Origin of the sequence: Geosporobacter subterraneus DSM 17957, assembly GCF_900142145.1 — a bacterium.
Classification (GTDB): Bacteria; Bacillota; Clostridia; order Peptostreptococcales; family Thermotaleaceae; genus Geosporobacter; species Geosporobacter subterraneus.
Map to the genome: position 1 here is coordinate 1 of NZ_FQZV01000006.1, position 26001 is coordinate 26001.

Annotated in this window: 20 protein-coding genes and 2 riboswitches; all 20 genes read right to left on the reverse strand. The window is 40.7% G+C overall.

All coding sequences use genetic code 11. The features are described from left to right. Positions 1 to 461: 461 nt before the first annotated feature. Positions 462 to 1157, reverse strand: a complete 696-nt coding sequence (gene spoIIR / locus BUB56_RS02145; protein ID WP_110939738.1) for a stage II sporulation protein R — start codon at positions 1155 to 1157, stop codon at positions 462 to 464. 110 nt (positions 1158 to 1267) lie between these two features. Next, complete coding sequence (locus tag BUB56_RS02150) at positions 1268 to 2455, reverse strand: Ger(x)C family spore germination protein (RefSeq protein ID WP_110939739.1); 1188 nt, start codon at positions 2453 to 2455, stop codon at positions 1268 to 1270. Next, positions 2448 to 3554, reverse strand: coding sequence for a GerAB/ArcD/ProY family transporter (locus tag BUB56_RS02155; RefSeq protein WP_190014079.1), 1107 nt, complete (start codon positions 3552 to 3554; stop codon positions 2448 to 2450). The genes BUB56_RS02150 and BUB56_RS02155 overlap by 8 nt, the downstream gene beginning before the upstream one ends. Next, a complete protein-coding gene (locus BUB56_RS02160; protein ID WP_110939741.1) occupies positions 3541 to 5127 on the reverse strand; it encodes a spore germination protein in 1587 nt (528 codons plus the stop codon). Before BUB56_RS02160 ends, BUB56_RS02155 begins: the two co-directional genes overlap by 14 nt. A 42-nt stretch (positions 5128 to 5169) precedes the next feature. Continuing rightward, the gene (locus tag BUB56_RS20330; protein ID WP_110939742.1) at positions 5170 to 5376 is read right to left on the reverse strand and encodes a CLC_0170 family protein; all 207 of its coding nucleotides are present in this window, start codon (positions 5374 to 5376) and stop codon (positions 5170 to 5172) included. Between the two features lie 116 nt (positions 5377 to 5492). Beyond that, positions 5493 to 6227, reverse strand: a complete 735-nt coding sequence (locus tag BUB56_RS02170) for an NTP transferase domain-containing protein (RefSeq protein ID WP_110939743.1) — start codon at positions 6225 to 6227, stop codon at positions 5493 to 5495. Positions 6228 to 6465: 238 nt separating this feature from the next. Then, entirely contained in the window at positions 6466 to 7152 is a 687-nt protein-coding gene (locus BUB56_RS02175) for a GntR family transcriptional regulator (RefSeq protein ID WP_207650381.1), read from the reverse strand. After that, entirely contained in the window at positions 7152 to 8018 is an 867-nt protein-coding gene (ispE, locus tag BUB56_RS02180; protein WP_330392533.1) for a 4-(cytidine 5'-diphospho)-2-C-methyl-D-erythritol kinase, read from the reverse strand. The genes BUB56_RS02175 and ispE overlap by 1 nt, the downstream gene beginning before the upstream one ends. 222 nt (positions 8019 to 8240) lie before the next feature. Further along, positions 8241 to 9509, reverse strand: a complete 1269-nt coding sequence (locus tag BUB56_RS02185) for an S-layer homology domain-containing protein (protein ID WP_110939744.1) — start codon at positions 9507 to 9509, stop codon at positions 8241 to 8243. 149 nt (positions 9510 to 9658) lie between these two features. Further along, positions 9659 to 10753, reverse strand: a complete 1095-nt coding sequence (locus BUB56_RS02190; RefSeq protein ID WP_110939745.1) for a DUF5305 domain-containing protein — start codon at positions 10751 to 10753, stop codon at positions 9659 to 9661. A 385-nt stretch (positions 10754 to 11138) separates the two neighbouring features. Next, complete coding sequence (locus tag BUB56_RS02195) at positions 11139 to 11888, reverse strand: hypothetical protein (protein WP_110939746.1); 750 nt, start codon at positions 11886 to 11888, stop codon at positions 11139 to 11141. A gap of 377 nt (positions 11889 to 12265) precedes the next feature. Beyond that, positions 12266 to 13480 (reverse strand): signal peptidase I, encoded by a 1215-nt coding sequence (locus tag BUB56_RS02200; RefSeq protein WP_110939747.1) that lies wholly within the window; start codon positions 13478 to 13480, stop codon positions 12266 to 12268. A 241-nt stretch (positions 13481 to 13721) separates the two neighbouring features. Continuing rightward, positions 13722 to 14159 carry a hypothetical protein gene (locus tag BUB56_RS02205; RefSeq protein ID WP_190014081.1) on the reverse strand — a complete coding sequence of 146 codons (438 nt, stop codon included), beginning with the start codon at positions 14157 to 14159 and terminating at the stop codon, positions 13722 to 13724. Positions 14160 to 14300: 141 nt separating this feature from the next. After that, positions 14301 to 14876, reverse strand: a complete 576-nt coding sequence (locus BUB56_RS02210) for a hypothetical protein (protein ID WP_110939749.1) — start codon at positions 14874 to 14876, stop codon at positions 14301 to 14303. 57 nt (positions 14877 to 14933) lie between these two features. Continuing rightward, a complete protein-coding gene (locus tag BUB56_RS02215) occupies positions 14934 to 15542 on the reverse strand; it encodes a response regulator (RefSeq protein ID WP_110939750.1) in 609 nt (202 codons plus the stop codon). Then, positions 15539 to 17254 carry a sensor histidine kinase gene (locus tag BUB56_RS02220; RefSeq protein ID WP_190014083.1) on the reverse strand — a complete coding sequence of 572 codons (1716 nt, stop codon included), beginning with the start codon at positions 17252 to 17254 and terminating at the stop codon, positions 15539 to 15541. Before BUB56_RS02220 ends, BUB56_RS02215 begins: the two co-directional genes overlap by 4 nt. Before the next feature lie 137 nt (positions 17255 to 17391). Next, positions 17392 to 17475, reverse strand: a riboswitch (cyclic di-GMP riboswitch). A 183-nt stretch (positions 17476 to 17658) separates the two neighbouring features. Then, entirely contained in the window at positions 17659 to 18504 is an 846-nt protein-coding gene (locus tag BUB56_RS02225) for a transglutaminase-like domain-containing protein (RefSeq protein WP_110939752.1), read from the reverse strand. A gap of 65 nt (positions 18505 to 18569) precedes the next feature. Next, positions 18570 to 18656: riboswitch (cyclic di-GMP riboswitch) on the reverse strand. Between the two features lie 266 nt (positions 18657 to 18922). Then, positions 18923 to 20497: a DUF3794 and LysM peptidoglycan-binding domain-containing protein gene (locus BUB56_RS02230; protein ID WP_190014085.1), complete on the reverse strand. Its 1575-nt coding sequence runs from the start codon at positions 20495 to 20497 to the stop codon at positions 18923 to 18925. A gap of 385 nt (positions 20498 to 20882) precedes the next feature. Then, complete coding sequence (locus tag BUB56_RS02235; RefSeq protein WP_190014087.1) at positions 20883 to 23165, reverse strand: YcdB/YcdC domain-containing protein; 2283 nt, start codon at positions 23163 to 23165, stop codon at positions 20883 to 20885. A 260-nt stretch (positions 23166 to 23425) separates the two neighbouring features. Next, positions 23426 to 25786, reverse strand: a complete 2361-nt coding sequence (locus BUB56_RS02240; protein ID WP_190014089.1) for a YcdB/YcdC domain-containing protein — start codon at positions 25784 to 25786, stop codon at positions 23426 to 23428. Between the last annotated feature and the right edge of the window lie 215 nt (positions 25787 to 26001).

A 26001-nucleotide genomic window follows, 5' to 3' on the forward strand; every position in this document is an offset into this window, starting at 1 on the left:
AACAGACTATCTTAAACATACAGAAAAATCAGCATGTTTAGTTCTATTTGCTTTTAGATTCTTGAGCCTGAGGGACATAGCCATCCGTAGGACTTGCCCTTGATGGCATGTAAGGAACAATGCTACAATGCTGTGAATTTGACGGTGAAGTTTATCTGCTTTTGAGTTCTTTCGCCGTCGGTAATAATTTCAGAGCATTGTTTGTCATGCTGTCAAGGGTGGCGCTAACCAGTTTAATCCCTTGACTCGGCATAAATTCACCAACCATTTAATGCTGTTTTGATTTTTTCCGTAGATTACATGTGATTTTATTTGCTTTATTCTTTCATAAACTACTTTACACTACCCACAAATTTGTGAATACAGCTTTATTTTTTGTAAGGCTGGAATCAATTATTCGAAGATTGAGCACTGGGTATATTTTCATAATAAAGAAGGAAAGGGCGGCACCCTTTCCTTCTTTATTTTAATCCTACTACCCGGCCGATATTGTTCTTAGCACTCTCAAAAATCTCTACTACTTTAAATTTCAGCTTAACAGGGATAGCATCTTCACTGCCGGCGGTACGGATCATATTAAATTCCTCTTCTGTCAGCACACTCATCAGCTCTCTTTTCGTTTTTTCATTGGTCAGGCCGCTCTTCATATCTACAAAGCACAGGGGCGGAAAAAGGACACACCACCAGTTAGCTCCCTGACCTTTTCCGATTACAATTCTTAATGCCTCATAGGAACCTGCGGGCAAAGTGATGCTGCCATAGTTCTTTGTAGGGAAATCTACCCATCCCAGCTCCGCCTTTACCGCATAGGTGCTGCCATTTTTCTGCAGCTCCTCCCTGGCAATGGCTTCTATATTCTTCAGATTGGCTTTTAAGATATCCCTTGTCTCCTCCAGGCTTTTGGATTGCTCAAATTTAGGATTCATCTCTGCAATCACCCGGTCCCGTACCTTCAGTTTTAAGGCCTGATCCTCCGGTGCATCGCTGTTGGCCAATACATGAAATCTTATGAGCCGATCCTTATAGCTGTCCTTATCTGCCTGTACCTCAAAGCCTGTAAAAACGAAATATGTACTCACCATGGCAATCAATACCAACCCGATGATCCACCGCTGTTTTGCCTTATTTAAGTCTACAATTCTAAAATTGTCCTTCATAAAAATCCCCCTCTTGCTACGTTTTTATTCTACTCTCAGTATTAGCAAAGAGGGGAATTTTTAAACTCCATTGTAGGCTTTTTTCCTTGGAATATTTTAGGTCTGCCTTCCTACCTAACTGTTCCCACCCTTCGAATAGCAGCTTTCACCGTTATTTCTACTTCTGCATTGGGAAAAATTTCATCCCAATTATCTTTCACCTTTTCCCATATATCTGGCTGGAACTTGCGAAGATACTCTCCTGCCTGCACCAAATCAGCACCATATTCTTTTTGAATTTTTATAAAGGTACTCTCTATCTGTGCTTTGAGCTCTTGAGCCAATTGGGTTTCCACATTTTTGATAAATTTGTCGATATAGGCCCCTTGACGGATTTCAAACATATGCTGCTCTACTTCTCCCTCCATTTCGATGGCAAAACTGATTACAATCTCCCCGTCCCTTTCAAATACTTTCATTTTCCCAAGGCTTTGGCGAAGCTCACAACCTGTTTCAACCCCATCCACCTTTACCGCAATTTGGATGGATCTTGTTTTATTCATCAGGATCATTAAGTTTCTTGTCTCCAGCTCTCCCAGCCAGCCCAGCATTTTAAAATCCTTAAGCACCGCACAGCCTGCTACTTTAACATCATCCTCACTGCAAATAATTCTAGGGGCAATCGCTGTATTGCTCTCGTGCATACTTCGCAGGATATACCCCAGATCAGCATCGGGAATCCGTGCTGTTCGGCTCTGCTGCATCATCAAATCCCTAATAAAAAGTGCCACTGCCGGCGTTGGCGGAGGTGAGCAGCTTAAAACCTCCTTGGCTTTGCCCCGGGTGATCATCAGATCAATTTTTCTGCCTAGGCTTGGGCTTCTTTCAATGGCATCAAAAATCTCTCTTAGCATCACTGTGTCTTTTGCCGCCTCTTCTCCGATTACAATCAGCTTTGTATGTCCAAAATATAGATTTGAATCGATCCGACTAGTCAGCAGCTTTCGAACGTCATTGAGATTTTCGCCTACAGAAGTAAATATAAAGTTAGGATCTCCTTCTCCCTTCCCGGCGATTAAGCCCGTATTGGGATAGGTAAAGGTCACAGAATAGCGATTTCTTGCACTTTCCTCCGTCTCTCTTGCCCCGTTGCTCTCCATCTCTAAATCTGCTTTCTGCTGGGCTTTTTCCTCTTTTTCGAATTTGTCAATGGCTATGCCAAGAACAAATGCCTGCTTGTCGATTTCTACCTTGTCCCAGCAGCCGCTTAAAAAGCATATGACCCCTAATATCAATATTCCCATTTTTCCTTTAGCCACTTTTTTTTGCCTCCTTATTCTTTCTTAACTGGCTAAGGAACAGCATCAACAGCGGCACTACAGCCATGAAGAAGGTCCCGCCATAGTTTGCATATTGGCCCATCCAATCCCCTAACTGGGCTACATTGTCGGGGACTAATGCTATAAAGTATACAATGGGCAACAAAGGCAGTACAAAATAGTTATATTCCTTAGAACCAATCACTTCACTGAGCAGCAGGCTTGCACCATAGTAGACGACTGCTGTCGTCATATATATGGAAATGATCCATATGAACATAATAAAAACTTCTATATTTTCAATAAAGGTGCCGGGAAACTGGACGGTCTTAAAGATTTCCAACACCGGCCAGATAATATGGGTAGTTTCAGTCAGTCCAAATCTAGCTACTGTAATCACAACGATGGATATGTAAAAAAAGGTTATGAGCCCAACAGAAAGATAGACGGTTTGATGAATGTTTTGCGGTCTATCTACAAAGCCAGCAAAAACAAGAATAAGCTCTATGCCTATAAAGCTAAAAAAAACCGTAGGCACCCCTTTGATCAACTGACTGACAGGGGTTCTGAACACAGGTAAAAAATGGGTCAGATCGACTTCTGGGATAATCGGCAGTACAATCAATATGGCTGTGAGTGTAACAATAGGAAATAGTATTTCTGAAAGCCGAGCAATTGGTTCAATCCCGCTTCTGGCTGTATAAGCTGTGCCCAACAGCATGGTAACTATCAACACCTCTAAAGGCGTATTAAAAAGCAGATACTGCTTTGTAATCTCTCCAAAGGCTCTAACTTCATAGGCGGTCAATATGGTCAAGTATACAAAAAAAACTGCGGACAGCAGCAGACCCAATGGTTTTCCAAGGATGGTGCTGCTAAGCTGCACAAAAGTTTTACCGGGGAATTTTTTTACTACCATGTACATGACCAAACCTGCAAGCAGTGCAAGAAAACTTCCTGCCAACACCAGTATCCAACCATCAGGCCCCGCTTTTTCTGTCACATCTTTCGGCAGTGTCAAAATTCCCACCCCTACCACCGTTATAGCCAATATGGCTGCCAGTTGACTGCTAAGTATCACGTCGTTATTTCTGTTCATCTTCATCTTCCTCCCCCGCAGGTTCTATGGGATTTTTCTTTAAACGGGTACTATCTTCTCTATGTAGATATTGAGGTCTTTTTTGCATGAAACGCAAAGATACTTTGATAAAAGAATCTTTAAAATCATTAAAAGTTGTACTGCTGGCAGCATAAGGACTTAAGTAGGGTACCCCAAAGCTTTTGAGATTGCATAAGTGGGTCAGAATCATAAGTAGGGCCAGCATCACACCATACAACCCCAAAAAAGCGGCGGCTGCCATCAGCATAAACCTTAAGAGCCGAAAAGCAATGGCAAAGCTGTAACTAGGTGTTGAATAAGCGGCCATGGCTGTTAAAGCTACCACAATAACCATCAGCGGACTTACAATACCAGCCTCCACCGCAGCCTGCCCCAGCACCAGACCGCCTACAATACCAATTGTGGCGCCAATAGGTGCAGGAAGGCGTATCCCTGCTTCTCTCAGCAGCTCAATAGCCCCCTCCATGATAAAAGCTTCTATAAATGCAGGAAAGGGTACGTTATTTCTGCTTCCCGCCACATATAAGGCTAAGGACGTGGGCAACATTCCCGGATGATAAGAAGTAATGGCTATATAAATGGCCGGCAACAGCAGTGCAGTTCCTAATGAAAAATATCTTAACAATCTTATGGCCGAAGCAATAAAAAACCGTTCATAATAATCTTCCGGCGACTGAAGGAGCGCTGTAATGGTTGCCGGAGCTATCAGGGCAAAGGGTGTATTGTCCACAAGGATGACTACCCGACCCTCATAAAGTGCCGCAGCCACTACATCTGGCCTTTGGCTATGCTGTATCTGAGGAAAGGGGGATCGCCATTCATCCTCGATTAACTGTTCGATATAGCCGCTTTCCATGATGTTATCAATATCTATATAGTCCAAACGTTCCTTAACCATCTTCAATACTGCCTTGTTGACAATTTCCTCAATGTAGATCACTGCAACATCGGTCTTAGATCTTCTGCCAATCTGCATCTGTTTAATACACAGCTTTGGATCACGTATTCTCCTGCGTATTAAGGCAGTATTCATGCGCATGGTTTCTGTAAAGCCTTCTTGGGCCCCACGAATAACGGTTTCTGTGGAAGGTTCAGTTACACCTCGGGAAGGCCACTTTTTTGTAGCAATCACCACTATTTTTTCCCAATTATCAAAAATCAGGAGCGTTTCTCCGGAAAGGATATTGTCTACGGCCTCGTTGATTTCTTCTACTTCTCTCATATCAGATACCGATAGGGCAGCATCCCGAATTACCTCATAAACTTTCTCCCGCAGACTGTGAAGATCTAATTCTGCCATACGAGACAGCAGCATCAGACTTTTTAGTACACTTTCATTCAGCAGATCTTTATCTGCCAATCCATCTATAAATATGGTGGCAAAGTGCATTTTTTGCTGCTTTCCCACCTTAAATTCTCTATAGACTACATCGTCGGTTCCTGCCAGAATCTCTTTTATCCTATCAAGATTTTCATGATAATCTTTCTTGACAGGAATCTTTTCCCGTGGATTGTTTTTTTTCTTTGAGAAAAGTTCTTTAAAAAAATCCATTTTAAGCCTCCTCTACGGTTTATCTAGATATGTCTTTTGATATTAAAAAATCTGCAACAATATGTACAAACCTATCCCTCCAAATATATATAGGAGGCCCATATATCTGCACAGCTTTGCTTCGTTTTTGAGTTTTTTCTTTTTTAAGGCTGGCCCATCGAATAATAGGGAAAATAACCCTACTGCAATCACCAGCATCATTACCGGTGCAGAGTAGATGGTTTCCACTTCTTTGACTATAATATTCATCCATTTTTGTAAAATAGTATCACCTTCTCCAATAGAAATCTTCTATTATACTATTTGCATAACTGCCTAGGGATATGCAAAAGGAGCAGCCTTTGGCTGCTCCTTTTGCATTTTTATTAAATGATATATTTTTCTGCCATTAAAATATCTTCCGGCTTATCGATGTCATTGCCTACCTCGGGATAGGTGGATATGATTGCTTTTCCCCGAATTTTCATCTGCTTTTCCACCCGTTTTTCGATATCTTCAATAGATAGCTTTCCAAAGATCAGCTTCATTAAACATTTTAATCCCAATAAGCTGCACATTCGGAGAGGATTCTTTCGATGGAGCAGCATTTTCCTGCCTATTGCCATATACCGGTCGATCTTTCCTGTATCCACGAAGAACAGATTCCCCCCCGTAAAAACACCGTCGGCCAGCTTTACGAAAGTTCTCTTAGCCTCGGGATACCTGGCTTTTAAGGTTTCCTTTTCTACGATGGAATAGCATAAATCTGCCTCCAGGTCCATGCTTTGCATCACAAAATCATTTAGGGCATCCTTTGTAATCATGGGGATGTCGCTGGTTGAGATCAATATTCTTTCTCCCGGGAAGGCCGCAATTCCTCTTTGTATATTTTCGATCAGGGATGAACTGCTTTGCATCAGCCGCACCGATGGGTCTAATGCCAGTTTCTTTAATGCCTCTACATCCCCGATCACCAAAATTTCATCTATACACTGTGTTTCCTGGAGAGCATCAATTACATATCGGATCATTGCCTTATCATGGATTTTCAGCAGCGATTTATTCTGCAGCTTTCCTTCTAAGACTTCACCTTGTCCCCCTAAGATCACAGCCTTTGTCATGCTTTCTTTCACCTCTTTTTAGATGCATATGTTTTCTATGGCAGGGGCAGACCTGTGTGGAAGCCACTGAAAAAGTCCAGGTTTTGTCATTCTGAATGCAACGAAGTGAAATGAAGAATCTTTAAAAGGGCTTAAATGCTAAGATCCTTCGACTCCGTTTTACTCCGCTCAGGATGACAAATGATGGGTTAAGTTGATGCCTATGGGTCGTCCCTTACTTAATATTTTGTATTAAAACCTACTTCATCGTATTTTTGTTGGCCAGCATGACAATATTGTTTTCCAAGCTGTCAATATGCTGCTGAGCCACCTGCTGCGCAGCCACTGCATCACGGTTGGCGATGGCTTCTAAAATCGCCTGATGCTCTATTAATAGGTCCTTCGGTTTATTATACTCTGAAAAGTAAGTGATCCTAAACCTTTGCACCTGCTCCTGAAAGCTTTGGGCAATCTGGATGAGCTTTGTATTGCGAGTAGATCGGAAGATTCTGTCATGGAACTGCATGTCCTTTTCAATCATGCCTTCAGTATTGCCGTTCTCAATACATCGCTTGAAGTGGTAGGAGATCAACTCCAGTTCCTTCATTTCTTCCTCTGTCATCCGTTCTGCTGCCAGATAGGCCGCCAGCCCTTCTAAAACAGAACGCACCTCTAGCACATCTAGGATGTCTTTAATCGACACATCAGCTACGTAGGCGCCTTTTCTCGGCACCATTACCACGAGGCCCTCCAGCTCCAGTTTTCGAATAGCTTCTCTCACCGGCGTTCTGCTGACACCCAAGTGCTCTGCCAGCTGTACCTCCATCAGTCTTTCTCCGGGCTTTAGCTCGCCATTGATAATAGAATTTCTCAAATGTTCAAAAACTACATCACGAAGCGGTTGATAATTCTGCAGCTTTAAACCGTTCATACCATGAAGACTCATCACGCATTCCCCCTATTGTAAGTTTTGACAACATAAGTTTGTTTATATACCTTCGATAAATTTTCACAGGCACTCCTTGCCTTATAATAATCTTTATATAAGCCATAAACCGTTGGGCCGCTGCCGCTCATCAGGCTGCCTAGGGCATTATATTCCATCATACGCCGCTTTATATCCTTAACAATGGGGTGCATGGTTTCCGTTACTTGTTCCAATACATTGTGCAAATTTTCTCCAATGGTTTGCAAATCATTGTTCTCCATAGCAATCAACAGCTTATCGGTATCAGGATGCTTCTGAAGCTTTTCCAATTGGAGGCTTTTGTATACCTCTGCCGTTGAAACGCAAATATTGGGCTTGCAAAGGACCACCCAAGCAAATTCCAAACCTTTGATGGGGGTTAGCTTTTCACCGATGCCCTCTGCCAAGGCAGCTCCCTCTAAAATGCAAAAGGGTACATCTGCACCTAATGCTACGCTGTGGGTCATCAACTCTTCCCGGCTGGCACCGATATTCCATAGTTCGTTAAGTGCCAGCATCACCGCTGCCCCATCGGTACTTCCCCCTGCCAGACCTGCTGCCACAGGAATTTGCTTGTTTATATATATGTGTACGCCCTTGTGGATATTATACTTCTCCAGCATCAGTTGAGCAGCTTTATAGGCGATATTTCCCTGATCCTTTGGAATAAAGCCGCAGTCACTCTCCAATACAATCCCGCTCTCGATCTCCCGAACTTCTACTTCATCATAAAGGTCCACCTGCTGCATGATCATCTTTACCTCATGATAACCATCCGCTCTTCTGCCTAATACGTCCAGAGATATATTTATCTTGGCTCTGGCCTTACGTCTGATTGCTTGCACCGAATTCACCCCTCATAAGGATTGTATCTATTTTTATTGTATCACTGGTCTTGTCCAATCATGTATGCAATATATAATATTATATACTGCATAACTAAATTCCTTCAACCCTAGGGAGGAAAAGAAAAAAAGAGACGAAGAAAATTCGTCCCTGTAGGGGCTGCATACCCTGCAGACCGCTTACTCACATCTCACTGTTACGGGTTATACACTGTGCAATCTCTAGGATTCCGGTACAATTATGGATTCTCTCTCTTCGAATACTTTATCGGTATGCTCATCATGAAGTCCCAACAGCTTGCAGATAATAGTAAAGGCTTCTGCTCTTGTAATGTCATTTTTCGGTTTGAAACTCTTGTCGGGATAACCTGCCAATATCTCATGATGTACCCCTGCCTTTACAAATTCCAAAGCCCATTCTCCAATTTCATCTTTGTCTGTGAAGGTTAATTCTTCATCTATCAATTCCTTCTTAAATCCCCGGATCAGCACAGTAACCATTTCCTGACGGGAAATATTCTTATTGGCCTTAAATCGCTTAAGAGGATATCCTTTAAAAATTTCTTTCTCTGATACAGCAATGATATAACCCTTTGCCCACCCCGGTATATAGTCAATGTAGCTTGAGAATAGTTTGTTTTGTTCATCCAGCTCTAATGCTCTTCCAATGAGTACCGCAGCCTCTGCCCGCGTGATTGGTCGATTTGGACGAATCCTATTATCTGGATACCCTTTGATGATACCATGCTTCAATAGAGTAACAATGCAATCATGTGCCCAGTGGCCTGCAATATCCGGTATGATCTCTATGGGTTCTTCTTCCAAAGGTTCCTCTGGATCCCTTGGATCCACCGGGTCATCGGGATCACTGGGATCGGCTGGAACGGACAGTTCATTTACATTGATCAAAAAAGATACCTTCGAGGATAAGCTTTGCAGTTCATTGCCTGAGTCCTCGTCCATAAGCAGAGTATATTTCAGATCTACATAATCGTTTTTGTCTATATAGAATTGATCGGAATCTGCTAAGGTCACTCCTGCCTGTTGCCTGTTTCCAGCTGTATATAATAGATCCCTAAAGGTTTTTGAATCGATGATATCTTTGTCGAAGATCGTCAGTTTTCCTTTTTTCACTGTAAGCCACATATGATCTATGAAAGAATTATAGACCCTATCTGGATCATATCCATCTCTTGTTTTTCTCATATCTACATCTATGGCCATATTCGTGATCTTCATACGCTTGAAATCATTCCGTATCCGTATGATACCATTTTCAGCTCTTCCCGGATACCATAATACACTTCCAAACAAATCTCCTTCAGGAGGTTGAACCTGACCAGAAGAATTTATTGTAATAATTACATTAGGATTGTTCTGGGTCATGGTTGCATAGGTGGCCTCTATGAAATCGTTGGCAAAAAAACCTACGATAAGTACTATGATAAAAAACTGCAAAAACATACTCAGGCGCTTCTTTTTTCTTTTCATTGATATCACCCCATATACAGCAATTCGATAGGTTTACTCTATCTTATTGTATTCGTTTCTACTGACTTTTACGCCATACATAAGGTTACTTTTTCTAATCCTTTCGGGTTATTTTTATGTATTTATGCGGGTTGCACCCTGTGCAACCCCTACACTTCCGATGCAGTGGATGGTGCATTTAATGCCTTATCGGTTTTTGACAACTCTTCATTTACATGCCATAGATACATCTGATCATCATCGATCACATAAAATCTTAATATCTCTTTATAATCAGGACTATATTTATAGAAAATTGGCTTTCCTATCTCGTCTGCAACTCGAACCAAATCATCTATGGATTTAACCTCTTTGTGATTTCCCCAAGGTACGGGTATATCCCGGGTTAAGGCTACCAACCGATCTCCGTTTTTTTTGAATATCTGCTGAAGCTTTTTCTGCCTTGGGTCCAAGGGTGCCTTTGTTTCTGAAAAGAATATCATAATTATCCCTAAAATCACCAAAAGCCCAAGAATAACACCATATACGATGACCTTTTTCTGATTTACAGACACTGGTACCTGCCTGGTCTCTTCAATCTGGCCAGATTTTTCTTCTGTCAATTTGCTATCTATGGAAAAATAGCTGGTATTCAGTGGAATCACCATTGTTGGTGCCATCTTCTCCTCTACTACGCCCTTATCGGTATTTGCTTTTAGATTCACATTCATGGATATAATACAGCTTACAGGTGTATTTACCTTAGTGCTTTCATTAACTGTTTTTACAAAGTTGTTGTATTCTTCTGGCCGTATATTGGCATTTCCTTTTAGTAAAACCATCTTATCCTTCACCTGAAAGCTTTGCTTTGGCTGCAGGATAAAAGATTTTTTCCAGATAGTCAGTGCTTTTTCCCCCTCTTTTACAGTCCCTTCTAGTTTTGCTATGATTTCATAATTTCCCTCTAACGCAGCAGCCCTTTCACCGATAAATTCATAAGTAAAGCTAGCCTGTATATAATCGATCAGTTCGGTAATATAGACCTCCCCTGGCCCTAGGCTTTCGTGAGAATACAAAACATTCGGCTTTAAAATAGCTTTGTAGTCTATATTGGTTTTTTGCTGATAACTATAGAGGGCTACCTTCTCCTCTTTGAATCCGGGACTATACACCCCCTTGTATAATAAAAAAGAAAGGGCCCCAATGCCTATTACAAGCATACCGATCCCTATTATTCTTATGTTTTTATTTAGTTTGATTTTCATTTGCCCCACTCCTATACCCCGTTTCCATAGTTATTCTATATTTTCTAGATTTTCCCTCTCCGAGAGTATGGCCAATCATCCTACAAATTCCTACATAATTAGTGATGAAGTGAGCACTTCTACACCTAGCTTTTTCTTGCATCTGTACAGATTCGCATTTTATATGAATCTTCCAGACAATTGTGTTATTTTCTTCTTTATCTGCTCATTCAATTCAAGAACCGTCCCTTTATTTATAGACTACATCTTATGAATCGGGCAGCATAAAAATGACGCCAACCAAATTGATGGTTGACGTCGTATAGAATCTTTTATTTTTTTCACTATCTACTTGACAGGGAGCGGTTGAATCTGTCTTACTCTTCTTTATTTTTGCAAATTAGATTTATTGAAGATCTCCATCTCCACCATAGTTAGTATATGGATTTGAGTTTGGATCCGTTGTCCATTGTTCCCAATTGAATGTTATTTTGAACTTAACAGTTTTATCTTGATAATAGTTGCCAGCGTCTTCAAGTAATTTAAACTGGATACAACCATCTTCTTCGTCCTCTTCGCCAAGTCCTAAAGAAAACCATCCGTTTGGCTCAATTACTAAATTCTTTGTATTAGTATCATTTACTAAATTATTCATAGCATCTTGAAGTGATGCCCATTGATTTGGTCCATGGCTCCACTTATCTTGTACGCGATCCCCTGTTACATCAGCCTTCCAAGTTGATTTAGCTACTAGTTTGGTGAATAGATTGTAGTCTCCTTCAAGGTACTGAACGTTTATACTCCCTAGTTTAGCAGGTATTGTACCCATATTATTTGTCCTCATATCAACTTGAACTACTCCACCGGGATATAAGTCTGATAACTGAACTACCATTGTATCATCGCCTACAAAGCTAACATCATTAGCTCTAGTTCCACTTGTCCAGTCAAAATGATGCCATTTATGAACTAAGTTATCCGCTTGCCGACTTCCTGTACGAACTGTACTATTCGTTCCTTTGTCAATTTCCATTTTAAAATTACCTGTGTTTACTGTAGTTGTTAAAAATACTTGATCTGTCCATGCTGCATAGCCAGCACCCATTAGCATAACTGCTACGACTAGTGCCAAAGCTAAGAATCTTGATCTTTTCATTTACATCTCTCCTTTTATTTTGTTTTTATATTTTCTATCTCGCTTTAATGTTCTTTGAGCAAGATAAAATCCATCCCTCACTTTCTTACACTACTGATTATAGGCTTTTTGCCCTGTTTTTACGTCCTGCGAAGGTGTAGTTTTCAACTATCCCTTTGTAGTAATTTTCTAAAGGTTTTCTCTACCATTTACCTACATATCTACTACTTTTTTACCATATACCTAAAATTAAGTATTTAATCCTGATTGTGGGGAAAGCATAGGAGGGCAATGAGACTCTTCTCTACCCCTTTCAAAATCAAGCCAGCAGTGTGATGTTCTATATTCACAAGACAATAAAAATGAAGGTAGAGCCTTAACTCTACCTTCATTTTTATCTAAAATACGATTTGATTCAGCTCAATATCTTTCCTGCTCTTCAGCAGCAGTGTGGGCCAGCCTACCTTCGGTATCACATAGATAATGGTCCCTTTCACATCTTCCGGCTTTACCAGTTCCGTATCCTCGCCGGAATTATTATCCCCCTTTGTTCGGTAGCGGATGCCTTCTTCGTCCTTTTTCACTTCAACAATCCTATGAGATATAAGGATACTGTCTCTTCGAAACTGTATCACATCTCCCGCTTTCAGCTGATTGATTCCATCCATGTCCAAAATCTTTTTGACTAAAATCACATCTCCCGGCTTAATCATAGGCTCCATGCTGCCAGTAGCGATCACCGAAGGGTAGATCGGAAACACCCCTACGGCAAACCATATAATGCCGATGGATACCACACTGGTGATCACCCAGCTTAAGGCACTTTCTTGGTCTTCCTTTCGTATCCGGATCTCCTTTGCTGCTTCCATATAGATATTCTGCATAGACATAAGGAAAAATACGGGACAGAGGGTACCTATAAGGGCAGCTGTGATCCATTTGAGATTTGGCAGTATGGGTGACAGCCAATGGAAGCCCTGAATAATGCCCAGATAAATAATCGAAGTCAATGGACCTCCTAAAAAAGCTAAATAGGTAGCAAAAAGGCTGTGGCAGAACTCAGGTATAAAATATTGGGCAAGAAACTGTACGATGCCTTTGTAGTCATTTAATGCCGCATATCGGTTAAAGGATATGCTTGTACAAGATAATAAAAGGGCAAGAAGGATAAACACTAGATAATTATCTTCTTTAGTTAAGTTATTGACCAAGTGGCTTCTGATCCATTCCCTCCCTATCAGTGCAGCACCTGCTGTATAGATATTGAGCACCATGCCAACAAAAGTACGACTGTATGGGCTTTTACCTAAACCATCAATCAGTCCCGCTATGACGGAAATACATATAAATATAACCGCAAAATTGAAAGCCCATAAGTTGATGGCAGCTCTATGCTTTAATCGTGATTTCGGACGAAGCCTAGAGGTTGTCCATAACCCGTAAATAACGCTTAGCCATAGGCAAGGGTTTAGGAAATAGCTGTAAGTCCTGTAACCCATCCATCCCCTGATAAGTGAGTTGTCTAAAATATAGATTATGATTAATCCTGCGAAGATTAAGCCACAGCGCAATTTAGATCGTCGTGAAGGTAGATAGATCTCTCTGGTTATCATTGTTTCCCCCCTTTTTTCTTCAGGTTTTGTAGTATGGCGGGCTGCTGCTATGCAGCCCCTACAGAGCATCTTGGTTCAATTCCAAAAGGTAGGGGTCGCATAATATGCGACCCGAATAAAATTGATGGGTTGTATAATTGACAATTTCTGTAAAGCAATTCTTGTTGCATGCAGACCGAATCCTATACAGTACCCTACAAATCTTTATATATTCCATATCGGGTTGCATGATATGCAACCCCTACAAATCACTATCAGAACCGCTACCATCACTTGTTGCGCCCTCCGAACTATCGGAACTTTTTGATGATTCTTCTGCTTCAGAGCTACTATCTGAAGTACTCATCTCTTGCACAGAGGTATTGTCTACTGCAGCATCCCCTAAACTCCCGTCTTGTGAATCTGTGCTTTGCTGCTGACCTGGATTATCTGCTGCTTCTGTTGGCTCATCTTGAACAGTTTCATTTCTACTATTCCCTTCTATTATTGTCTCCCCTTGGTTGGTAGGAAGCGTAATCTCGATGTCGGTTGTTTGATCACTAGGCACATTTGGAATTGTTATTTCTCCCCCGCCACCTCCTCCACCGGCAGTCAGAGTGCTTTTTGTTAAAGCTGTTTCTTCCACCGGTTCTTGTCTAACTTCAATACGGCCCGTTATGGTTAGCTGCTTCTGCCACAAACCGTATCCTCCTGACATTACTAAAAATCCACATAACAGGCTGCTTATTATTACTACCAATTTTTTTCTCACAGCTATACCTCCACCCATTTATACTAAACTAGGGTTCTCTACCGCTTCCCTCTCTATATCTACAATTCACTATTTCAATCCTTGTTCAAATTGAAGTTCATACATAAAACTGTGTTCCTCTGATGCTGGTTGTTCTACATCCATGGGGCTTTTCCTCATCGACTGAATTCCTTGGTTTCCTGCTTGAATATTCAGCTTAAAGATTTTTTCATCCTCTTCTCCGAGTAACTGCTCTCCTTCATAATCTCCAGCCATTCTGTATTGAGGTTCTCTCACCTGTTTTATTAATTCTGAAGCCTCTAGCACTTCGAGGTTGCTGAAGGATACCGGTATCGTTCCTCTGTTCTTTATTTTAACAAATAGATTTTCATTAAAGGTTGGATAGCACCAGCCGTTTATTTCCAGAGTCCGCTTATCTTCTGACAAGTACAGCGTCACCTCCCCTTTATCATTTCCTATGAATCTGGTTTCATCTACTTCAAAATACGGTTCAATAAATCCTGTAGATATTGAAGCATTCATGGTTGTGTTATCATTCCAAACTGCATAACTAATACCTATAGCATTTAACATCAGAAGGGTTGTCATATAAATGATTGGTGTACTTCTGAACATCTTGGTTTGTTTCCTTCTTCTCCTGGCCAAACCTGCTCACCCCTTTGCATTTTTGTAACAGCTCTCTCTTCCCATTTTTCATATGCTCTATCTGGCATCCCTAGACAGCAATGCTGCCTGGGTTCTATGTGCCAGATTCAATTTTAGTAAAATATTACTGACATGTTTTTTCACCGTATGCTCTGAAATAAATAGCTTTTCAGCAATCTCTATATTGCTGAACCCTTTTCCTAGCTCTCTCAATACGTCCTTTTCTCTTTGGGTGAGTTGGTCCAGTTCACTTTTTTGCTCCTGCCTGCCTTCATACTGCGTAAACTCCGGATGATAAAACTTCTTTCCCCTGGATACGGTGTGAAAAGCATATACAATATCCTCTGGGAAGGCATCCTTTAATATATACCCGTCTATTCCTGCATCCCGCGATCTTAAGAAGTCATCCTTTTTCATTGATGAAGTCAATACGATAAACTTCGTTTTTGCTCCCTGCTTCCTCACTTTTTGGACAATCTCCAAACCGTCTTCTGCTCCTAGCCTCAGATCTATCATTGCTATTTCAGGTTCATTTTGAGTAATCCACGCAACCGCTTCTTTAACATTTGCAGCTTCATTAATTTCTTCAACATTTTCCTCAAAGGATAGGGCTGATACTAAACCCTTTCGAACCATGGGATGATCATCGGCAATTAGTATCTTCATACCACATCCTCCTTCTCCAACAACGTTATTTCGCACGGAATTTCTATAAGAATAGTCGTTCCTCTTTCTATTTCACTATGAATATGCAATATACCATTTAGGGATTTAACCAGAAAATCTATGTTTTTCAGGCCTAATCCCCTTTGATTATTTTCAACCACACTATTGATATCAAATCCTGTACCGTTGTCGGTTACCTCCAGGGAACTGATAGCAGCACCAATATTAAGTAAAACCTTGATCTCTGTAGATTTTCCGTGTCGGACTGCATTGCCTATTCCTTCACATATGATCCGATAAACTGCCTTTTTTTGTCTTGTTGTCATTAGTTCATAGTTTCCAAAAATATCAAAATAAATATTCACATTGTTCAAATCCTGTATCTCACGAATATATTTAAGGATATCCTCTTTAAATGAATCAAGACCGTTCTTTTGCCAGCTCAATCCATAGATTGTTGAACGCAGCTCCTTCATAGAGCTGTCTAGGGAAGCTCTAAGTACGCTTAGTTCTTTCCTGATCTGATTTTTATTCATCTTTTCTAAATTTTTTGCCAATCCAAAAATACAAAATGACATACTGAAAAGCCTCTGCAGTACACTATCGTGGATTTCATTGGCAATCCTGTTTTGCTCCTGTGTAATGGCTAATCTCTCATTTACTTTCTCCAATTGAGCCTTCTCTAGACCAATAGACCCCAATGCTGCCAAAAATTTTAATTGCTCCAAGTGCTCCTGATGCCTGATGTCCTTCTTAATATTGGTCATATCACATGCCAATACGCCATAATGGGTATAGTTTGATTTTACAGCCATCACAGCAAAGCTTTTTTCTTCCCCGAATATAATGGGTATGTCCGATTGACCTATAGTATTCCAGTTCTGTGCTATCTTCTCTCTTAAATCATTAAGCTGACCTTGCAACACTTGGTCATTATCTCTAAACAACACCTTATCTTTATCGGATATAATACTAATGAAAAAAATGTCCTCTGTTTTCATTATGATCTTGGCATAGTGCATGAATATTTCGATTAGCTCATTCTCCTTCATTTGTGTTGAGAAGGAATGTATGGCCTGATATAAAGATACACTATGTTCAATGGAGGCTTTAATTTTCTCATTCGCTATTACCAGTTGATCATTTATTTGTTGTACCTTCTCACTTTTTTTTTGGACATCCTTTGATAATGTAGATAATCTTAATACAGCAGCACTAATCAAAACAAAGCTTATGATCAGATTTGATTCTTTCTGTAATATTTCTAACAGCCCTCCCTGTCCTTTTCTCAGCATTGGATATGCCGCTGTCGATATGAGGACATAGGCAACTAGATTCATAACACAGTATTTCTTGTTGAGTTTTACTGCTGTAATCATGATGGTATTCAATGCATACCATACATAGGGACTGCTCATCCCTCCTGAAGGAATTAAAATCAGGCAGTTTCCTATAGTTTCTAGAAGAATCAGAGATTTGATTTTTTTCTCTTCACCCTCATTGGCTATATACAGATATGCCAGCAGACCTGCCGATATGGTAATACTGATAAGAATAAACAGTTTTCTTTGTATCGTATGGTTAAAATCACTTATCAAATAGAAAAAGGAAGTAATACAGAGAGATAATAGTCGGTAAAAAATAAGGATTTTCATCTCCTGCGATTCGTTTTGTACTAGCTTTACCACCTTTTTTCCCCACTGTGAATTCAAATAAATGCCTCCCTCTAATGAAAAGCTGATCCTCATCCACCTAATTTATTTATATGATTTACCATTTTATTACTTTTATACTATTATTTACACATTCATCTACTTTATTTATACAAAATAAAAAACCTACCACATCATGCTAATTGGGTCGGTTGCACCACTGACTCTTCATGGCCTAGGTGCCCAGCTTCAGGCCATGTATCTTCGTCTCCCTTTTAGGACTATAGTCCTATGTTCTCATATTTACAGTATATGCATGGCCCTATGAAATATTTGTAATATTTGGTCGCACATATCTATAAACTTATCCCCTTTTTTTTACATACTTCTTTAAAGCCTTTCCTATTTCTTCTACCCTCGCCATACATCACCCAAATAAAAAAGTGAACAAATTGTCCACTTTTTTAGAATTCTTCCTGCTTATTATGACTTTTTACATTTTTTTCATTGTCGAAATATTCTTTGTTTTCACAAGCTGCAAAAGTCGTATCTAGGAAAATCCATTTATCTTCATTTTGCAGATATACCTCGTTCCATGCATGATATCCATTGTAATATGCATTTGAAGCTTGTCCCTTAACAACCTTTGTTTGTAACCCTGCTGCTCTGCAAAGGGCAGCTGTAAGGGTTGCATAGTCATAGCAAACTCCCTTTTTTGTTTCCAATGTATGCAAGGCGCCATACTCATTGTCATAGTTTCCCTCTTGGTGTTTGAGATATTTATCATAGTCGTAAAGGATGTTTGCAGTTACCCAATCATATATTGCTTTAGCCTTTTCCCGATCGCTGGCTTTATCCTCAATGATCTTTTCTGCCAGTTGACGGATTTTGTTATCTTCACTCTCGATATGCTTTGCCGGCACTAAAAATCGATTTACATCTCCTATATTTTCTACGGTTATCTTCGGTCCATAGCTGTATTTTCTATTGCCCTCATGAATCATAATCGCAGCGGTGTACTTCCCCTTGCCCATGGTCAGCCAGATTTCTTCATCAAATTTACCCTCCTGAAGAGGCAGCTCATACCACTTTTTTTCTTCATCCTTTATGATTAAAAGCTTTATTTGCGTTTTTTCACTTTCACCTTTCAAATGAATCTTTCCTTCAACCTGTGGCTGAGCTTCATGGATTAAAGTAACACCTTTACTTTTCAGATAAGCAGTTTCTGCGGAAACAGGCACTCCCTGAAGCATGAAAAGCAATCCCATGAAAAAGGCCATAAGAATTTGACCGTACTTAATTGGTCTCATAAAAAAATCCTCCTTTACTGACAAAGCTCTGAATTGCCCGCAAAAGAGAATACTCTATATGCTTCTTCGGCAACCCAGCCGTCATTGTGATTCCTCACTTTAGACCTGTGGCTTTGCGTCCCCGGCTTTCACCGGGTTTGCTATTATCGGAAAGCTTGTCTATTCTGTTTGGTTTTATTTTATATGAACTTTCTACTTATATCAAGGTGATCTTATCGACATTTTAACTCATGGGGACTGCATGGTATGCCTACAAAACGCAGTTTTAAATCTACTGGGGCAGCGTATCATGCAGACTCTGCAAAACCCAGTTTTAACGCTGTAGCGACTGCTTATCCTGCTGCCCCATCAAGTGCTGCTATTAAATATTCTTCATTCAAAAAGTCAACCCCGCATAAACTACTACGGGGTTTCATTTCTAGAATTTATATTCATAAGTCTTTTGGATGATGATCTGGTTGCCCGGCATAATGTGGTTTGGATCTGCAATCTCATTGGTCTTTACAATATTTTCTACGGTTGTATTATAGCGCTTTGCGATCTTCCATAGGGTATCCCCCGGCTGAACGAAGTAGATGGTCATACTTGGATTCTTGGTTACATCTACTACTTCCTCCAGTTCCTCAGCATTCACCAATACCTCTAATTGTGCATTTTTCTTAACGACACAGGAAGCCCCTACATTCACCTTGACTTCAACCTGCTCCGGGTTAATTAAACTGAAATCTACATCAAAGACCTTAATATCTACGTCTGCTTCCATATTTTCCTTGGTTCCGGGGATCTCAACAAAGTGTCTGAATGGTATTTCTTGTTGGAAGCTATGTACCTTCTGATCTTTTCCCTGGGATAAATACAGCACATCGGCTTCAATAACTCCCTCAATGATGGTTTTATCCTCCGTTAGACTGTAGTCTGTAAGTACCGGTCTTGTGTTCACACTCAATATCTTGAAGGCATCCCCTTGATTTTCGGGAATGTCTAAGGTTTCCTTTACAATCATGTTTGCAGTATTTTTGCCTAGGGTTTGCTGGAATATCACAGGCTTTTTCTCTACCTTCAGCTTTTTGCTCGGACTGTAAGCATCTATGATAACTTCCTTTTCCTCTTTATCAAAAACAGAGGCATCTATTTTTACTGTAGCTTCCACATCAAACAGCTTTCGATCTCTATCCAGATTTTCTTTCACTTCTGTAAAAATATCGTCTACCTTAATATTAATCTTACTATCCATATCCTTCATGGCACCATTCAATTCTACAAAGTGAGTAAATGGAATCTCATGCTTCAACTGGATCATTGGATTGCGGTCATCTTCTCCCAGGTAGAGGGTATTGGTTTTTACAATGCCGCTGATAATTATCTTTCCGTCGGTCACCTTAGTTTCTTTTTCCACAGCTACAGCTTCACACCTTAGGATTTCACGAATTTCCGGCAGATTCTCATCAACCTCAAAGGTCTCCCTTACGATGGTTTCTGCATGGTTGGTGCCTACAAGGTCGTTGTACTGAATCTTATTGCGCAGCACCTGTATATCCTCTAGGCCATAGATTTCCCTCAGTACATCCATTCTTGCACTGTCTAAGGCTTTTGCAGAGAGATTTACCACGCTTTTTACCGCCAACTTCCTTTCATTGGTGATTTGGAAGTCTACATGCTCAACTTCTGCAGCTACCTCCCCCATCATGTCAGGTTTTATGCCAGGCATATCAATATTCTGGCTAAATCCTGCACTGGCGTTCATGCTGTACATAGGCTGCTCTCCATTTTCTGCGGTATAGAATATCTTAAAGTTTACAACCCCATCTACAACGATCTTATCCTGCTGTACTTCCTTCTTCGTAATATTGGCTGCCCCCTCAACGGTTAGCACGTTGGATATATCTGGTTTAATGTCCGGAACAAGAATATCCCCTTCTACAAGGACCTGTGTTTGATTTTCCCCTTTAACTTGATCTATCTTCAGTAAATCGCGAATTAATTCAACGGACATGCATCTTCCTCCTCCTTTTATTAGCCTTCTATTTCTTACTATATTCATATTTATAGGACACAAAAATATGTTATATTTTTGTATAGCCAAGCCGATTTGTCTTTACTATATTTATGCGGTTTGCAACAAAAAAAGAAGTGAAAAAATTGAAATTCTCCACTTCTTTCGTGTATTCATGTGAGGTGTTTCCAGCGGAACGGCACAGGAGGAGACTGCAGAAAAAGTCCAGGTTTTTGTCATTCTGAATGGAACGAAGTGAAATGAAGAATCTTTAAATGGCTAAAATTCAAGATTCTTCACTGCGTTCAGAATGACAGACCTAACTTCACAGCAAAGAATTGGACTTTTTCAGTTTCCTCCACTGGGGCCGTTCCCTACAGTTTTTTTAGTATCTGAGATTTCGGATGGTGCTAAGGCCTTTATAAACAGCTGCAGCCAGTTCTGCCATCGTTGCCTCATCTTGAGGCCTAAAGAAACCATCACTGCCGCTGATAAGTCCTAATCCCTTACAGAGGGCAATGTATCCGATTTTATCAGGACTTACCTTGTTGGCATCCTTGAAAGGCAGTACATAGATCTCTTTGATCTTTGCTAAGTTCTCCATCTGCATCAATCGGATCAACAGTACGGCCATTTCCTCACGGGTAATCACAGCATCGGCGTCAAAGGCTGCTTCCTTATTCTCCAGCAGTCCATACCGTACTGCCATTTGCAATTCTTTATAGTTTTTATCTGATTTACTGATGTTGGTAAACTTTAGATCCTCTACTTCCTGATTCATGTATATTCTATAGTTTCTAGCTGTAAGCATCAATTTGATGGCTTCCATCCTTGTAAGTTTTTTATTTGGATCAAAGGTTTTAGGATCAATGATTCCCTGAGAAGCCAATACACTTAGCTCTTTTTCTGCCCAGTGTCCCTTGATCTTTTCTTTAAAGTCGCTTCCGGTTTCTTTAATCTCTTCTCCATTAAAATCTAAAAACTTACCGGTAAATGCGTCCATTTGATAGTATGGATAGGCTGTATTCTTCGCCTTCAGCCGGTATACCAGCTTCGTTTCCATTTTGGGATTTCTGGCATCCTCAGAAGTATTAAACATAGTGTAAATCAGCTGGGGCTCATGATTATCCAGGAAGATTTTCAGGGCTGCATCCCTTGCCATTGCCCCTTGGGCTGTTTGGAAAATCAAATCCTCGTTCCAGCTGCACCGCATTTCTCTGATTTGTCCGGTTTTTATGTCCACGCTTACGGTGATATTGTCTTGGCCATAGATGATACCATTGATGGTTCTAGGAAAGTGGAAATAGTAGGATTGTTCCTGAACCAGCTTACCGTCAATGTATTGCTCGTGTTTCACATAGGTTTGCTCTGTTTGAATATTTCTGATCTTCGTAGGGAAGTAAGTACCAATGGCTTCAATGGCTTTATCGTAGGCAGCTTCCCAATCCAGCTTCGGTTCAAAGGGCTCAGGACTTGGCCCGTACCAATAGTGGCTGTAGATGGAAATCAGTTCTTCCGTAAAGGCATTGATGGTGATGCTGCCCCCCTCTTCATATCTTCTGGCACTGTCTTTTTTTACAAATTGACCAGACCAAGCATGATTTCCAGAACTCTCCCAGAAGTTTTCCCCAGATAGATACCGCATAGACTCAATCTCATAGCCTTCACCCATAAACTCTTTGATGATTTCTTCCATGATCTTCGCAGCGCGATCCTTATCGATTTCTTTCGACTGTCTTACAGCAGGTTTTGCACTTTTTAGAATATCTTCTTTTTGTTTCTGGGTCAGATCTTTCGTTTTTGCCTCCAGCGTGGTCTGCCCTCTCCAGTTTAGCATAGCACCTTCCTTGGCATCCACAACATAGCCCTTGGCATAGCTTGGTACATAAACCAGCTTTGCCCGCTCTACCTTTTGATCGTAAAAATTTGGATCCTTTCTTTGAGGCAAATAGGACAATTCCATTTTAATGTCCTTCGCAAATACCTCCGCTGCTTTTTCCACCCCTACTATACCCTCCTTAGAAGGTACGTTCAGTGTATCATACCATCGGCAGCTGTAGGAGGAAACCGTTCCCTTCATCCCGTCGATCTCTACATTGATGTAGTTTCTTTCAAATTCTATATCATTGACCATGCGTACATATCGGAAATAATAATTTCTCGGATAGTATCCTCCATAGTACATATTCATGGAATCCTCAACAGGTTTAACTTCCTTAAATTCCTCTGGATTGATTTTTTGGAGGAATTCTACGGCAGTTTTCCTAGCTTCCTCCTCTGTGATAGCAGCCACTGCAGACTGATCCTGTCCAAAGGTATACTCATGGCGGTTAATGTCCAGGACTTTCCCTGTGGTTCCGTCTATTACCGCACGAATATGCAGTCCTTTATCGCTGCTGTTATAGTCCCAATAGATTTCCCAGATCGGATTCCCTGGAAGCTCGTAATCACTGCGAAGCTCATATCTGCTTTGGAACTTTTTGTCATCGATTTCCTGCTTGAAGTATTCTGTTAGTACCTTTTCTGCTGCAGCTTTTGCTTCATCCTTTAAAATCTTTGCCTTTAATTCTGTTTGCCCGTTGTTCTTCTCTTCTGCAAAGGCTAAAACCATGTTCCCCAGCACAAGAACCAGAACAATCAATATGGACAGTACTCTCTTTGTTGTCATATAGACACACCCCCTGAATTGAAATAACAAAGGCGACATTGTCGCCTTTGTTGATTGCCGGTTTCCAGTTATGGATACCCGTTAAAGGTTTTATAATGAGTGATACAGTATAGATTTACGCGTCTAAAACAAAATATTGTTTTGTAGGGGCAGACCTACGTGTCTGCCCGCTTTTTCGGGACGACACAGGGGTCGTCCCCTACATTTATTTTTCATTTTACTAGCGTTTGTCTATATTATCTGTATCTATTATAAACTTTTTATCTATTGATATTTCCCAATGCCTTGTAGATCATGTCTGCTGCTTCTGCCATTGTAGCGGTATCCTTCGGTCTGAAGTTTGTATCAGCACCCAGCAGTCCCAGTCCCTTGCATATTGCCACATATCCTATATTCTCCGGTGAGATATCTGCCTGATCCTTAAAGGATATATTAAAGATGTCCTTTGTCTTGGCCAAAGCATCATATTTTAACATTTTAACTAGCATTACGGCCAGCTGCTCCCGATCCACTGCTGCGGCACCGTCAAACTTTCCTTCTTTGTTTTCAATGATACCGTAGCGCATAGCCATATGGATGAATCGATAGTCATCACTGTCTTCACTGACATCAGAGAATTTCAGCTTATCTGCAGCTTCCTTCACCGGATAGTAGTAATCCATTCCCCGTGCCTTAACAAGCATCTTAACGGCTTCCAGCTTGCTGATTGACTCATTTGGCTTAAAGGTGTTCTTGTCAATAATGCCTTGCTGAGCCAGTAACTTTGCACTTCTTTCTACCCAGTGTCCTTTAATCAGACTGTCAAAATCATTGACTGCATCAATTGGAATGGTTTTTCCATTGTAATCCATCATGTTGCCATTAGCAGCATCAATCATCATATATGGATTAAATGGTGCTTTTTTCGGTGCTATTCTGTATACCAGTTTCGTATCGAAAACAGGATTCTGATAATCGTTGTTGGTGTTGAAACGGAAGTATGCCAACTCCAGTTCATTTACCTTAAATATTGCATCCTTCGCTGCCTCCTCAGAAATCACGTTTCCTATTGATGGGAACTTGAGATCCTCCTGCCATCTTGCATTGAAATGCTGTATCTTACCGGTTCTATTATTAAAGCTGATGCTGATTTGGTTTTCTTCGTAAGTTGCACCATTTACCACTCTAGGGAAATTAAAATAATATTCCATCGGCGGAATCAATTTCCCATCTACCATCTCCTGGTAGATTACATTGGCTTGATCGGTTCTAACACTCTTGATTTTTCCTGGGTGATATTTTTCAATCATCTCCACAGCCTTTGCAAAGGCCTCTTCCCAAGTTAAAGCAGGCTCAAAGGGTTGACCGTATGGCATGTCATAGTATTGCCAGTTGTTGAAGGCCAATACTTCCTCTGTCAGCGCATCAATCATAATTCTGCCGTTATTTGGCATCATGGCCATTTTTTCACTGGCAGCCTTGCTATCCTTAGTTTCTACGGTAAATTCTATGTTCCATGCTTTTCTGCCGGCACTTTCCCAGTAACCGTCACCTTCAACATAGTTGGTGCTGTTCACCTTTACCTGATCTCCAAGCTCTGCCTTTAACACTGCCAGAGCAACCTTTTCTGCTTCTTCCTTGGTTAACTCCTTTGCTCTTTTTACCACAGGCTTAGCCTTTTTATAAATATCATCAATCTGCTTTTCTGTCAGACTTGCAAACTTCATCTGCTGGTCCTGTTCTTTTCCATTCCAGCCGATCATTTTGCCTGTCTTGGCGTCAACCATATCTGCAAATTTGTAAGTAGCACGATAAGCTAATTTCACCGTCTTAGGCACCGGCTCGTATTTAAATGGATCTCGGATTGGGAAGTAGATCAGCTCCATTCCCATGTTGTTCCGGTATATCTTCGTAGCCTCTTCCAAAGTCTTGATACCGTCTTTTTTCGGTAAATTGGAAAGGGTTTTATCCCATCTGTAGCCAAAATTACGGATTTCTCCTGTCGCACCATCAATTCCTACATTGATATAGTTTGCATCGTATTTGATTCCCTCATGGATTCTTTGATAGTTAAAATAGTAAAATACCGGATAAGATCCACCGTACATATCACGGTAGTGCTCATCCTGATTTTCCATTAGTTTTGTCTGGGCAAGCATTCCCGGTACAATCTTATTGGCAAATTCCTCAGCCTTCTTCTGGGCTTCTTCCTTTGTGATGGTGGTAACCTTCGTACCTTGTTCACTATACTTTCCGCCATCTTTGTTCATTTCCAAGATCTCACCGGTGGTTGCATCAATGGTAATTCCCGTATAGAAATATTCCATGTGATCGTTATAATTCCAATTCATCGCCCATACATATCGGTCAGGACTGCTCCAATCCTTTCGATATTCAGTATTGGTTTGATATTTCTTGTCATCCACTGTTATACCGAAGTACTCTTTTAAAGCTTTTTTTGCTGTCTCCAATGCTTTTTCCTTGCTGATATCCGGCTGCTTCTCCGGTGTGCCTTCTGCGGCCTTTACTTCCATGGTCATTACAGGCATGGTTTTTACAGGTACATCTGCAAAGGCTGGAATTGTAGGTGTAGCAGCCAGTGTTGCCGCCAGCATAAATGCGAGGCCTTTTCGTTTTACCATCATGATCCCTCCATTTTTGTTTCCTTCAACTTTATTTGTCCTATTTCCTTTTATACGTTCATCTGTGCAGTTTAAACTATTTTTTACCGGTAGGCACTATTTTCTTTTCGCTGGAATCGATCACCTTGCTTTCTGCGAAAAATTGTTTATATTACTACTTAATGGTTGATCTGTATATAAATAGACGTATAAAAGTTAGAAAAAGTTTCATGAAA